The following is a 13,817-nucleotide window of genomic DNA, read 5'->3' on the forward strand; positions in this document are numbered from 1 at the left end:
GAGCTTAGTAAATTGCCATTGCAGTGCGATCTGGCGACTCGAACCTGTAACCGTAACCCCGAATAGTTTTAATAAACTGCGACCCCGTAGCATCAGCTTGAATGATTTTCTTACGAATCTGACCAATATGTACGCTAACAAGTTGCTTTTCTCCTGTGTCGTCGCAGTTCAACTCCCCGATTTTTTCGATTAGCTGTTTGCGACTCCAAGATTGATCGGAATGACTTGCCAAAAAATACAAGATCTTAAATTCCAAGGCTGTTAACTTGATAATGCGATCGTTGAGTGTTGCTTCCCGACGTGCTGAATCGATCGCGAATTGAGCGAATACAATACGTGATCAAGTGACCGATCTCATGCGTCTCAACACAACTTCTATACGAATTGCCAACTCGGCCAGAGCAAATGGTTTGCAGATATAGTCATCAGCGCCTGCAGAAAGAACTTTAAGTTTATCAGCTTCGTCTGTGCGGCTGCTTAACATGATCACAAAAACATTAGTACGGCGCTGCATTTCCTGGCAGAGCTGATAGCCTGTAGTATCCGGCAAATTCCAATCAAGAACTACTAGCAGTGGCTGTAATTTCTCAAACAATGCTAAAGCAGTCTCGCCATCTGCTGCCGAATATACTTGATATTTATGATTTAAAAAGCGATGAATTAAATTGCGGATGGATGGGTCATCATCCACAACTAGAATCTTGGCAGTAGTATCAGTAATCATCACAAAAAAGCTCCGTTCTGTTGTCAATGGAAAGCTGGCAATTGCAGAAGTGCCTTAGTCAAGAGTAAAGCCGAGGTCGTTCCAAATAACTGGCAATTCTTCAATCAACTTGGCTGGGAGGTCAAAAGGCTCTCCCATATCCCAAATGTTGACTTCTAGGCGTTCGTTAAATACGGTTATTTCAAGGTTGATCGGAGTTTCTAAGGGCAGATTTTTGTGGGCGTGGCGAACAGCATTCGTAAACCCTTCGATCGTAGCAAGTTTGCACTGCTGCAAAACTGCTTCGGGAATGCGTAGATAGTCTAAAAAAAACTGCTCGACCCACCATAAAACTTGAGCAACACTCTTGATGTCAGTATTTAGTTGAAGGTGAATTGTTTTAATTTGCTGGTTAGAAGTTCGATAAAAGGGGGAAATTTGTTGTTTTTTAAGCCGAAAAATAAAGCTATTCAAAACATGAAGCGCCTGCTTAAAGTAACGAGATTGAGTGGTACGTTGAGGTGGTAGTAAATCGAGCTGAAAATATTTCACAATTAACAGACAATTTCGCCCCTCAGAAGTGCGGATATAACTTAGCTCATCGGCAATTTGGCTAATTAATTTTATACCTATCCCACCTGACGGTATTTCCTCTATATTATTTCTCATTTTGCGCTCCTTTGTCATCATTTAATGGGTATGCTTCACATACAAAAAAGAGTGGCATTCTGAACAATAAATTTTGCATGATTTATGTCGGGCTTTTGCCGTATGCTGTGCAGTTGTTGTTAGGATCATTTTCTCTTTGTTGCCGGGGTCTTGACAAACTCAGTTTGCGATCGCTAAACTGAGCGAAAACAGATATTGACAAATAGAGAAGTAAATTATATAATGACCACCCTCAAAGCCTCTGAGGAGGGATTACTAAAAATTAGGCAAGCTAGAAGAGAAAGGGGATCGACGATAGAAGACCCCAGATGGTTAGTAGAAGCTAGTCAAACATTAGAACCCGATCGAACTTGGACAGAGGCCGGGCCCTATGCCGATGGCCTCTCCCTGCCAACTTGGAGGCGTTTTTTACGAGGAAGAGAACCCATTAAAGCTAATGCTTTCAAGGCTTTCTGCACTGTTTTGCATTTGGATTGGGAAGAAATTGTCGATCGTCCTCCTTTAGCCCTTCCTTACCAAGGGGGGGTTGGGGGGGTTAGAGATTTTTGCCAACAGCATATTGATTCGGTAGTGGAAGAGATACGGCAAAAATGCCACAGCAAAATCCAACAGCTTTACAGCAAAATGCAACTGTTGGATATTGCCCAGCCCGTTGATGTCAGCAACCTCTACGTTGAAGTCAACATTTTAGAGGAAATTACCAGTTGGCAGCCGGGAGAAATTCGCGATTTACTCAGAGACTTCAACCCTGATGCGGATAACTTTAACCGCTTGGGATTAGGTAAAGTATGCCAGAAACGAGTACCAGGATTGGATGCGGTGAAATCTCACTCTAAATTGATGGTACTCGGCAAACCTGGTTCCGGTAAAACTACTTTTTTGAAACACATTGCCATTCAGTGCGATCGCGCCAAATTTGAATCAAACAAAATACCGATTTTTATCTCTCTGAAAAACTTTGCTGAAATCACTAATCTTGACTTATTAGAATATATCAGCGACGAAATTGCTAGTTACGGAGTTGAGGCGCGATCGCAAACTGAATCTGTACTTAGTCAAGGCAGAGGTTTGATTTTATTGGACGGCTTAGATGAAGTGCCCGAATTAGATAGCGATGCAGTCGTCAGACAGATTCGTCAGTTTGTCCAAAAGTATTACAACAATCAGTTTATTATTACCTGTCGAATTGCCGCTGCTAAGTACCGATTTCACGACGAAGCCTTTACCTGTGTTGAGGTAGCGGATTTTAATTGCAAGCAAACCGCTGCCTTTGCTAAAAATTGGTTTGCAGCATTTTCCCAGAATCTTGAGGCAGGGAAAACTTTAGCCTCTCAATTTGTAGAGACGCTGACACTGCAAAAAAATCAGCAAATTCGAGAACTAGCAGTAACGCCAATTTTGCTTAATCTGACTTGTTTGGTATTCCAAGCCAAAGCAGATTTTCCATCCAACCGAGCCAAGTTATATGAGGAAGGAATGGAAATTATGCTCAGAAAATGGGATGAAACTAGAGGCATTCAACGGGATGAAGTTTATCGAGATTTGAATTTTTCCCGCAAACAACATTTACTTGCTTTTGTGGCAGCTATTACTTTTGAGCATGGCGATTATTTTTTTGAAAAAAACACTGTTCAGCAATTGATTGCCGACTATCTGGCTAACTTACCCGATGCCACAACTGACCGCGTTCAGTTAGAAATGGATAGTGAGGTTGTCCTGAAGGCGATCGAGGCACAACATGGATTATTAGTGGAGAGGGCAAGAGGGATTTATTCGTTTTCTCATCTAACATTTCAAGAGTATTTGACTGCTACAGAAATAGTTCATAATTCCCCTCCACAAGCTTTGGGAAAACTGGTGAGTCACCTGACAGAGAAGCGTTGGCGAGAAGTTTTGTTGTTAGCAGTTGGGATGTTGCAAAAAGCTGATGACTTGCTGCTGTTAATCAAACAGCAAGTTGATGGGTTGGTCGCTAAGGATGAGCAGTTACAGCAATTCCTACTGTGGGTAAAGCAGAAATCCCTTTCTGTTGATTTTCCGTACAAACCTGCGGCAGTGAGATTCTTTTACTTTTCGCTTCTTCCATGCCTTGAGCTTGCTCTTAATCGTAACCCTGAACGTTTCCTTGACCCAGCCCTTTACCTTGCCGTTAAACATACCTTTGACCCTGCTGTTGAATTTACCCTTGACTTTGTTCTTGACCTTGCCATTTTGCCTGTACTCGACGGTGCTATTGACCCAGCCCTTAGTCTTGCCCACGACATTCTTCTTGTCCCTCTTGTTGAACCTGAACTGATGCAAGCACTGCAAAAACTTAAGAAACAACTCCCTCACCCTGATGGTGACAAGGAAATATTTAGGGAATGGTGGCAAGCTAACGGACAAGTTTGGACTAGGGAATTAAGACAAATCATAATTTCCTATCGCAATATAGGTCACGATTGGCAATTTAGCGAACAGCAGAAGTCATTGCTCAGGAAGTATTACGATGCTAATAAATTGCTGGTATATTGCCTCAATAGCGGTTGTAATGTATCTCCTGCTGTGCGGCAGGAAATTGAGGAGACATTGCTATTACCGATCGCAAATCTCCAAAAAATCGGTGACAAGTGCGATCGCCCGCTCTAATTCCACTCGCTACCTACTCCGATATCAAGATGCGATCGCCCCACAATTCGTCATTCAAAGGCGGGAAAGTGTCAAAGGATCTATCCATCTTGAAAAACTGGGAAAAACGGCAAAAGCCCCCTTTTTTAGGGAGCTTAGCAACTTCAGTTATGCTCAAAACAGAAATTCTACTGCGCCTTGGGCAATGACTTTTGAGGGGTTGCTACACCAACTTTGGGAATATCCATGATCGGTGCATTCACCCCAAGCATCAAATCGTTGGGATTAACCATCTCCACCAGAGGCTCGTTTAAAGCCATAATCAAACCGTCAGATTCAGCAGGAACGGGCGATAGAGCAAACTGAGGAGTAAACAATTGGCGGCCCCCACCGACACCGGACACCACCGCAACCAACAAAGCTGCGATCGCACCTCCACCCAAAATCCAAGTTTGTTTCGGCTTGCGTTCCACCCGCTGCAAAACCTTCGTCGCTAACTCCTCGGCCGATTGTTGTGCAGCAGGCACAGGCATTGCCTGAAAGCTCTGCTGCATCATCAGCAGTCGCGAGTACAAACGCTTCGTAGTGGGGTCATTTGTCAGCCACTCCTCAACTTGCCGGCGTTCTGTCGCCGTCACTTCACCGTCTAGGTAGGCACTTAGCAATTCAAAGCGATCGCGCATCATAGTAGTTACATTGCCCTGGGCATAATTGTTGTTAACTTGAGTTTCAGCGAGTGAATCCCCAACACCTTGCTGATTCTGATTTTTATCCGATTCAAAGTTATTATTCATAATTTCAGACTTGCTCTAATTGGGGAATCACGCACTCGCTACTAGAATGATTTACTGCTTATTTATATTTTAAAGGAGAAGTTTTGATGTCACAGCAAACATCACCAAATCTTCTTAACCCACCTCTGAAATTACTCTTGCTAATTACCATCGAGATACTTTTGCAATTCCAACTGCAATCTTTGGCGAGCTCTAGCAATTCTCGACTTGACAGTTCCCAGAGAAACTCCGGTCATTTCGGCTATTTCCTCATAGGCTAAACCTTCAATTTCTCTTAAAACAATTGTCGTGCGGAATACTTCAGGCAAATCTGCGATCGCCACCCGCAACTGGTCGTAAAATTCTCTAGTCGTCAAATCTTCATCAGGCCCCGGACTGTCTGCCGGAATTTCCCAATCAACCTCGCCATCTTCCAGAGTACGGGGTACGTCCAGCGACAGCGGAGTTCGCACCCGTTTGCGCTTCCGCAACTCATCGTAAAACAAATTAGTGGCGATGCGGCTCAGCCAGCCCCGAAATTTAACAGGCTCTTGCAAACGGTTAATATTTCGGTAGACCCGAATCCACACTTCCTGAGCCAAGTCTGCTCGGTCTTGCCAGTCAGGGGCCAAGTGATAGAGAACCCTGTCTACGTGGGACTGATACCGCTTCAACAGTTCTGAAAAGGCCGTGGTCTCAGGTCGATTTCCTTCCTGACACCGCAACACCAAGTCATAATTAGAGAGTTTTTCGGCTGGCAATTGCACTCTTTGAACGGTCGCCACAACCGCAGACCAGGACACGGAAATAAAGTCGCTCATCGGTGGAATTGGCTCATCGAACATTCCACACTTTTTGACGTTAGGGGATCGTAACAAGTTCCCCTCTGCAATCTCAAATCTGAAATCTCAAATCTTAAATCCCTTGACTAATGCCCGACAACCTCGCACGCTCCAATACTAACCCAACTGCTAGAACCGTCAGCCCAATGTTCCTTTTTCCAAATCGGTACATTGTGTTTGAGCGTATCTATGGCGTACTGGCAAGCTGCAAAGGCTGAGTCCCGGTGGGGGCAGCCAACAGCCACCACTACGCTGATTTCGCCCACCTGCAAGTGTCCGACACGGTGGTGAATAGCGACCCGATTGACCTCGGCCCACTGGCGGCGGATTTCAGTAGCAATTTCCTGGAATACTCGCACGGCCATCGGTTCGTAGGCTTGATATTCTAGGGAAATTACTGCTTGACCGTCAGTTTGGTTGCGGACTGTACCGCTCATCATTACCACGGCTCCGTTCGCGGGGTCATCTGCCAAAGCGTATATTTCCTCTACAGACAACGGCGCTAAGGTAATGGCGAAGCTGTCTGATTCATGGCGTTGAGGAATTGTGCCGATCGAAAGTGTAGCGAAGGAGTTCATTGCGAAAGAAGTGGTGCTGGAGAAGTTAATTGATCTTGACACAAATCAAGTCGCGATGGATTTGTCTTGCATTCTTGTCGGGGACATAGGGCGACTAATCTTGAGACCCATCTTGTAGCACTGCCGAGGGCCCGGCGCCATCGCCCCGAACTTCTGCACGAGTGCGATCGGCTACACTATGACTGACCCGAAGCAAATTAAGATTGTGCTTGAAGACGAGCCGGATGCTTGTTCGATCGAATTAACTGCCCATCTTGCTGTAGCAATTCAATAAATAAGTAGCAAAACAAGTAGTGTCATTCGCAACTCAGTACAAGCAATTCCCAACCCCAATCGATAACTTCGTTCCCTTTTTAATGACACAGTTAAGTTTAATTCTGCCCGGAGTTCTAATCCGCGTCGGCAAAATTTTTAGCAGCAGATGTAAACTTTATTTATTTTTTTGTTCCGGAAAGCTACATAAATGACATGATATACCTGTGCAGAGTTCAGGAACATTAGCCAATACTCGGCAAAAGCAAGACCTTAACGCCCTTTTGTGGCTTTTATGAAACATAAGTTAATAATTTGGGCTGTTAATTGAGGTTTTGACCTGAGTCTGCACCAAGAAAGGTTAACAACAATCACGAGGAAACTATGGAAGCACTAGCATTGAGCCACTCTTTTGTTGCTTATGAATCTCCAGAGTCCGAACTCCAGGTCAAGTCGTTAGACCAACTGGGCTTGAAAATTCCTAATTCTGCATGGATAGGCGTTGCAGGTATGGCAGTAGCTCTATCTGTTCTGAGTGTCGGTGGCGAAGCCCAGGCTGCAGGTTGCTACCGCAAGTGTGGCCATCGCGCCCATCACAGCCATCACAGCTACGCCAAAGTTGTCACCAATGGCGGCCGACTGAATATCCGCCACCGCCCCAGTAGCTGTTCTGGTGTAATCGGCAAGTTATATTATGGAGACCACATCAAATTGACCGGTCGTTACAAAAATGGCTGGGCCCAACTCAAAGGTGGCGGCTGGGTATCTGCGTCCTGGCTCTCCTAACTCTTAACTAGATCACTTTACATTTCTAGAAAGAGTTTTAATCGTTACCCGGTCTGACCGGGTAACGATTCTTGTAAAGAGGCGATGGAGAGTGAAAATAATCAAATATCCGAAATTCATGACTAACAACTAACAGCCTAAACTTTACCGCCGCCGATTAGATAAAGTAATGCCATCCGCACCGCCACGCCGCTGGTAACTTGCTGAGATATCAGGCTAAACTGGGCATCGTCCATCAAATCCGAACTAATTTCCACGCCACGGTTAACTGGGCCAGGGTGCAACACCTTCACATCCGGCTTGCAGAGTTTGAGCCGATCGCGCGTAATCCCGTACAAAGAATGGTACTCTCGTAAACTCGGCAGCAAATGGTCGCTCATCCGTTCCTTTTGCAGCCGCAAAGTCATCACAAAATCAGCATCGGCCAAAGCCGGTTCAAGCTGCCAATGCAAAAATAATTTGCCTTCCCTACCATCGCCACACTCAGCAAACAACAGCGGTAGCAAAGTTGGCGGCCCGGCCAAATGAACCTCTGCCCCAGAAGCCGTTAGACTCCAAATATTAGACCTAGCCACCCGCGAATGTAAGATATCTCCCACCACAGCAATTTTTTTACCCGCTAAAAGTTCCAGCCGCGGACGTTCGGTATCTAACAGAGCACAAATAGTAAATAAGTCTAGCAAACCTTGCGATGGGTGTTCGTGCTGGCCGTCTCCAGCATTGAGAACGCTGACTCTCGAACCCAAGCGATCCATTTCCGAAGCAATTGTGCTCGGAACTCCAGCTTGTTCGTGCCGGATTACCATCAAATCCGTTCCCATCGCCAGATAAGTCTTAGCCGTATCCAGAATAGTCTCCCCCTTCGTTAGAGAAGAACTTCCAGGGGTAAAATTCAGCGTATCCGCTGACAGCCGCTTCGCCGCCAACTCAAAACTATTGCGAGTCCGGGTAGAAGGTTCAAAAAACAAATTCGCGACCACTTGACCCTGCAGGGCCGGCACTTTCTTCGTGCGGCGGCCGAGCACATCCCGAAAACTGGCTGCAGTTTGCAGCACCGTATCGTATTCGTCCGAGGTAAAATCAGCCAGAGTGAGAATGTGTCGCCTTGTCCAAGTCATACAATTTTAGATTTTAGATTTTAGATTTTAGATTGACTCAATCAGGACGGACGATGGGTTGGGAACTTGCTTGTACGCCCGCCCTGCTGTCGCCTTTGAATGTTCGATCGACATTTAGGGGTGGCGATCAACAGTATCCAACAATTTTTGATCGCTTTTGCGGTGAGTAGAGCTATAATCAGTTTATGTAGTTCACATCCCACTCTCACAGCGAACCCAGCGTCGAAGGTGAAACAGGTGTGGTTTACCCGCAGGAAAGCGGAAATTACGCTGTAGCAGCGAAAGCGCAGTAGTTGCAGTTTCTCCTACGCAAACTCAGCCTTTTCCAGAACAAGCCGAGCGCAGCCCTTGCATATACTACTATGTGGAAACAATTGAGGCGGCAAACCTTCCACTGCCGATCGACAGCATACAGTGCGACATTTCACAGATGATTAATTCTTTGAAGTCGGTCTTGACTATTCAGTCTTGCTTATAGGGCCTTGTCAAAACGAACAGTGTTGAGATACAAGTTGAATATGTAGCTTCCCGACTAAAATCTACACGTATCTTGGCTAGACTGTTCTTGGCGAAACTGCGATAAAGAGTGTGCGCTGGGAAGTGGTAATTACACAAGATTTAAACAATTCAAGAGGTATTATGAGCCAGAAGGTGATACAGCCGATGGTTAAGTTCCAGCGTCAGGTGCATTCTCTCGTCACGTCTGACATTATCAAGCCCACAGACAGTATTTGGAAAATTGCTCTGCTTTACGGCGACGAATGGCCGTACTGGAAACAGCAATTGCTAGAGTTTGATTTTTCTATGCAAGACCCCGTGAGCGAATTGATAGCTGTAGAAGCTTGGGACGAAGAATAACAGAGGAGACGGAGGACTGGGGTGTCGGAGAGAAATTTCGAGGCGATCGGTAAATTTTCTTTCATAAATTTCTGTTGCTAAATTCTTCCCTCTTCCCTCTTCCTAATCAATTCTGACTTTTGGCTTTTGAGTTTTGAATTCTGACTTCTATTTAAAGGGAAGCTGCTAAAGCTCGAGCTAATTGTTGAGCAGTTTGAAAACGATCCCCAGGCTTAGCTGCCGTGGTTCGCAAAATGGTGTCCCGCAGCTTGGGGGCGATCGTCGGAATATTTTCGATCTTAAACCCGTAACCTCCAGCTATTTTCCCGTAAAAGTTTTGAGGGCTTTGGGCCGTCAGCAAAAAAATCAAAGTAGGCCCAATGGCATATAAATCCGACTGAGGGAGAGGCTGTCCCCGGTCTTGTTCTGGTGCGGTGTAGCCTTCAACGCCGATGCGAGTCCCTGGTGGAGTGCCGATTTCTTTAACGGCTCCAAAATCCAGCACTGTAATGCAATTGTCGCGGTGGCGCACCAGCAAATTAGCTGGTTTAATATCCCGGTGGACTATCGGGGGTTTTTGAGAGTGAATGTAGTCCAAAACCTCACAGGTTTGGATCATCCACTCTATTGCTTGTTGGGGAGCAACTGGCCCGCGGTTATAGATGCGTTTTTCTAAATCCTCGCCGTGGAGCATTTCCATCACCAAGTATTTTTTACCCCCTTCCACAAAAAAGTCAAAAAACTGAGGAATTCCCGGATGGTGGAGGGCTTTGAGAGTTTTAGCTTCACGTTCAAACAGTTCTTGAGCTTTGGCGATTTGAGCCATATCAGCATTCATTTCCTTGAGGACTACCAGAGAAGCAGCGGGGGAAATTCCGGGTTGTTGAGCTTTCGCTTTATCTCGATCCCAGGCTAAAGTCGTTGTCCCCATACCGCCTTGGCCCAAAGTTCGCAGCACTTGGTAGTGACGCACCGTGCGATCGACTTTAATCGGTTCGCCGCAGTGGATGCAGAATAAATTCCCCGGCGGGTTTCCCGCATGGGTACACCTCGGGGTCGCGAGATTGACAGTGGGGTTCGCCTCAATTTTGCCGCCAAGTTCAATATTAATAACTTGGAAATGCAGAATAGGGCCGCCTCGTGCCAACTGGATCAGGGCACCGTCGGATATCCAACCCTGAGACATGAGAATACCATTTACCAAAGTGCCATTTGTCCCCGAATTGACTAAGTACCACTGACTGGATCTCCCGTTATTAACTCTTTGCAATTCCAGATGTTGCCGCGACACTAGAGCATTGGGGATCACAACGTGATTGTCTGGAGAGCGGCCGATGCGAATAATGGATTCGCTCTCGAAACTCCACTGTTGCAGGGGGGTCTGTTTTTCTGGATCTAAAAGAGTCAGCAGCATTTTCGATTGATGTGGTTGAACTCCCTGATGTGGCAGTGAGAGTTGGCGGAAATTTACAGATTTGGGGCGTAGGGCTTTGAAAAATTAGAAATTAAAAATTAATTATGAGCTTCACACGTTAGTTTCAGGAAAACTTTATAATATCCTGATTATGATTAAAGATTTCATAAACAATAAGTGATTAATACTTTTTGGGGAACAATTATTCGTAAAAATTCTGAGGAGTCGATCGCTCCTTAAAACACAGTCTATCAATTTAAAAATTGCAACAACAAAAACTAGGTAAACAATCGCTAAACTTTTACGTAAATTTGATGTAGCAGCAGATTGTGATGTCAGCCCCACATATATATGTAGAGCAGACACTTCCCACGTTGCCCCGATAGCGATCGAGTATAAAACAGATTTCGCATTAGCCAGCCTGCGGACTCACTTCATTTTAGTTGATTTTTTTTAATTAGACCAACTATTTTTGTAAGTAAAAGCTCTTTCAACTATGATGAATCCACTTACTCTCAAGCAACTTTTTCCGGTAGATTCCCTGAACAGAGTCTCAAAATTAAAGCTACGGATAAATGGTTGGTAATCTACAGCTTGTCTGCAATAGTATGGGTCTGTAATCAGTTTTTTATCACTCAAACCGAAGCTGTTTTAACACCAGATACCTAAGAACAGAGCGAGCAGTAAAGCCTTGCCCGGAAACGGCAGAAGCTGTTTTTTTCTCTGCAAGAATTGCAGGTTTAGCCCAGGCCGTCACGTAGGAAAGACGCCACCTTTGAAAAAGTTGGCAGCATCCACATTCTAAAATCGAAATGCGCCTACCTGCGCCCGAATGATAATTGCCGTGATATTGTCGTGACCGTTGCGTTTGTTGCCCAGTTCAATCAACTGGGCAACTCCCTCGTCGAGATTGGCTTGGGGATTGAACAGGGGTTCAAGAGTGCTCTGCCAGTGAGTCTCCAAAAAATCATTATCTGTCAGGCCGTCGGAAGCCAAAATTAATAAGGTGTCTTCGCACAAGTCTAAAAACTGCACGTCAGGCTTGAGAAAATTACTGTCTCGCGGGCCGATGGCTTGAGTTAATTGATAGGCGTCGGGACGGGCATAAGCAGTTTCCGGGTCAACCCCGCGCTTTATTTCGCGCTGGCCTACTTCGTGGTCTGAGGTGATTTTTTCTAGGGTTTGTCCCTTTCTCAGTCGGTAGAGGCGGCTGTCGCCGACGTGGGCAACGGCGAAGTGGGTGTCTTGAACTAAGACTGCGACTAGAGTTGTGCCCATGCGGGCGCTGCCGGAGCGTCCGTCCTTTTGATTGATTTCAAAGATGGCTTTGTTGGCTAGCAGCACTCCCTCGCGAATGGTGTCTGCCGGAGGTAGTTGATTTTCCCAACGGGTTTGAAAGAATTCTCTGAGGGTTTCAGTCGCTAGTTGGCTGGCTACTTCTCCGCTGTCGTGTCCGCCCATGCCGTCGCAGAGAATGTAAAGCCCTTTGGTTTGAAAAATGCGACCGAAGGAGCTTTCGAGTTTGTTGAGCTGAGTCCAGATGCTGAAGAAGTCTTCGTTGTGGTCGCGCGTGCGACCAACATCGGTGAGACCTGCGTCTTCTAAGCTGTAAATCTGGAGTGGCATGGGCTGGGTTAAGACCTCGCCCACCTCGGGGGGCGACTCGTCGGGACTGCGGTAATGCCTGCGTGTCGGGGTTGAGCTTGGTGAAGGTGCGGTCTGGAGTTCGAGGGGAACTGTTTCTAGGCGCGATCGCAATTCTTCAATTGTGTTAATCTCGCCTCTGTACATTTGTTGCAGCAGTTCGAGCAAGGCGCCAAACTGAGTGCGATGATGATCGGACTGGCTAAATATCACCTGCCACAGTTGCCCCAAATCTACCAATTGCAGGTTTGAGCCGGCGGGTTCGGGATAGAGGTATTGCAGCCGCAAAGAAGCCAAGGAAAAGGAAGAGTCGGGGTTGACTCGCAAATTTGTCAGTTCTAACAAGCTTTGCCGACAGCGCCAGGGTTCTAGGGCAGCCCAGAGTTCTGTCATTTCGTGCAGCCAGTATAAAATTTGCTGGATGGAAGTTTCGGGCTGATTCCACCGTTCTACCAGCAGCGGCCATTGGGAGCAGTCTTCTAGGAGCAGGACTGCCTGTTCGTTGTCTGACCAGCTATCGTGAATGACTGGCAGGTTTTGAGAGAATTGCCACCGGAGTGCCAGGTAAGGTTCAGCTATGCCTTGGCAAAGCTCTGCTAAGGCGGGATTGGTTGAATTTTCTCCGCCTGTGATTGCTGCGGTATAGGGGGATGTTCGTCTGGCGACGCTGGCAGAGTTGGCTGCTAGCATGGCTTTGAGGGGTGACATTTCCAGTGGCTGACAGTCCAATACTGTTACTTCTACTGTGTCTGAGCGTTTTCTCGGCGGCACGGTTTCTAGGAGTTGGTAGCGCTGCTGAGTGTCTAAATAAGCTCCGGCTGGCTGGGAAGGGATTAAATATTCTGAATTGGGGATGGGGACTTCTGGAGATGGAGGGGAGGTGTCAGCTATGTTTGGGCTGTGGGGGTTCTCGGTTGCTTCCTGGATTTGTTGAGGCTGTGGTGCGGTTGTAAAATTGTGTTCAGATGGGGTTATTTCGCGCTCTGGTGCTGTAGTAGAGCTTTTTTGTGTTGTTTGCAAGGAGGCTGGTGCGATCGCCCCCACGGCTACCACAGCGTCTATTTCTCTGCTGCTGAATTCGCCGTCGCTTGGCTGTGGAGAAGTTGGTTCGACGGCTATTGGGGGTGCGTCAGTGGTGATTTCTGTTTTAATGCTGTCTGTGATTGGTTCAGCAGAGTGTTGGGGCGATGTAGTTTGTGGAACGATGTCTGGTTTTTGCGGAAACTCGGCTGGGGGTAGGGTTGACTCGTCTGGCTCGACTGCTGGAAAATTCGATCGACCGCAGATAATGGCCCGCCACACTTGACCTGTTGCGACGCCACAATTCTGACATTCTTTGGCGCTAAAAGCGACTTGGGCACCGCATTCGTGGCAAGGTTTGTAAATTAGGGAATTTCCGCACTGTTGACAAAACTTGTTTGGATTGGGATTTTCAAATTGGCAGCGGGGACACAGAAGCATAGGGGTTTTAAATGAGAGATGGGCGAGCGAGTTTGGCGGTGGGGAGTTTTGGGTTTTGGGCTGTGAGTTAGGAGTTATGAGTTTTGGGCCTGACTCGCAACGGATAACTCGCATTGCCCTATGCCTTATTTTA

General features: G+C 46.5%; 12 protein-coding genes. 3 read left to right on the forward strand and 9 right to left on the reverse strand.

Annotated elements, in window-relative coordinates; translation table 11 throughout:
* Positions 1-4: 4 nt before the first annotated feature.
* From QUA24_RS08130 to QUA24_RS08140, 3 genes are read right to left on the reverse strand one after another with little or no spacing between them, the layout of a single operon-like run.
* Positions 5-334: a response regulator transcription factor gene (locus QUA24_RS08130; RefSeq protein WP_333228753.1), complete on the reverse strand. Its 330-nt coding sequence runs from the start codon at positions 332-334 to the stop codon at positions 5-7.
* A gap of 6 nt (positions 335-340) precedes the next feature.
* Positions 341-724 carry a response regulator transcription factor gene (locus QUA24_RS08135; protein ID WP_333228701.1) on the reverse strand — a complete coding sequence of 128 codons (384 nt, stop codon included), beginning with the start codon at positions 722-724 and terminating at the stop codon, positions 341-343.
* Positions 725-778: 54 nt separating this feature from the next.
* Positions 779-1,372, reverse strand: coding sequence for an ATP-binding protein (locus QUA24_RS08140; protein ID WP_333228703.1), 594 nt, complete (start codon positions 1,370-1,372; stop codon positions 779-781).
* A gap of 222 nt (positions 1,373-1,594) precedes the next feature.
* Between QUA24_RS08140 and QUA24_RS08145 the strand changes: the two genes are divergently transcribed.
* The gene (locus tag QUA24_RS08145) at positions 1,595-4,000 is read left to right on the forward strand and encodes an NACHT domain-containing NTPase (RefSeq protein ID WP_333228705.1); all 2,406 of its coding nucleotides are present in this window, start codon (positions 1,595-1,597) and stop codon (positions 3,998-4,000) included.
* 167 nt (positions 4,001-4,167) lie between these two features.
* Here QUA24_RS08145 and QUA24_RS08150 read toward each other — a convergent pair whose 3' ends face one another.
* The 3 genes from QUA24_RS08150 to QUA24_RS08160 all read right to left on the reverse strand — a co-directional run bounded on the left by QUA24_RS08150 (position 4,168) and on the right by QUA24_RS08160 (position 6,172).
* Entirely contained in the window at positions 4,168-4,773 is a 606-nt protein-coding gene (locus QUA24_RS08150; RefSeq protein WP_333228707.1) for a zf-HC2 domain-containing protein, read from the reverse strand.
* A gap of 140 nt (positions 4,774-4,913) precedes the next feature.
* Positions 4,914-5,573 (reverse strand): sigma-70 family RNA polymerase sigma factor, encoded by a 660-nt coding sequence (locus QUA24_RS08155; RefSeq protein WP_041622468.1) that lies wholly within the window; start codon positions 5,571-5,573, stop codon positions 4,914-4,916.
* 107 nt (positions 5,574-5,680) lie between these two features.
* Positions 5,681-6,172, reverse strand: coding sequence for a molybdenum cofactor biosynthesis protein MoaE (locus QUA24_RS08160; RefSeq protein ID WP_333214744.1), 492 nt, complete (start codon positions 6,170-6,172; stop codon positions 5,681-5,683).
* Between the two features lie 636 nt (positions 6,173-6,808).
* On the opposite strand from QUA24_RS08160, the gene QUA24_RS08165 reads away from it, so the two are divergent.
* A complete protein-coding gene (locus QUA24_RS08165) occupies positions 6,809-7,210 on the forward strand; it encodes an SH3 domain-containing protein (protein WP_333228709.1) in 402 nt (133 codons plus the stop codon).
* A gap of 137 nt (positions 7,211-7,347) precedes the next feature.
* Here the strand turns inward: QUA24_RS08165 and QUA24_RS08170 are convergent, their stop codons facing one another.
* Positions 7,348-8,328 (reverse strand): aspartate carbamoyltransferase catalytic subunit, encoded by a 981-nt coding sequence (locus tag QUA24_RS08170; RefSeq protein ID WP_333214740.1) that lies wholly within the window; start codon positions 8,326-8,328, stop codon positions 7,348-7,350.
* 639 nt (positions 8,329-8,967) lie between these two features.
* On the opposite strand from QUA24_RS08170, the gene QUA24_RS08175 reads away from it, so the two are divergent.
* Complete coding sequence (locus tag QUA24_RS08175) at positions 8,968-9,186, forward strand: DUF4327 family protein (protein WP_193973492.1); 219 nt, start codon at positions 8,968-8,970, stop codon at positions 9,184-9,186.
* Between the two features lie 151 nt (positions 9,187-9,337).
* On the opposite strand, the gene QUA24_RS08180 is transcribed toward QUA24_RS08175, so the two are convergent.
* On the reverse strand, positions 9,338-10,579 hold the full coding sequence (locus QUA24_RS08180) for a protein kinase domain-containing protein (protein WP_333214738.1): 1,242 nt from the start codon (positions 10,577-10,579) through the stop codon (positions 9,338-9,340).
* Between the two features lie 801 nt (positions 10,580-11,380).
* Positions 11,381-13,684, reverse strand: coding sequence for a serine/threonine phosphatase (locus QUA24_RS08185; RefSeq protein WP_333228711.1), 2,304 nt, complete (start codon positions 13,682-13,684; stop codon positions 11,381-11,383).
* Positions 13,685-13,817: the final 133 nt, after the last annotated feature.

The organism is Microcoleus sp. Pol12B5 (genome assembly GCF_036701335.1).
Lineage (GTDB): Bacteria > Cyanobacteriota > Cyanobacteriia > Cyanobacteriales > Microcoleaceae > Microcoleus.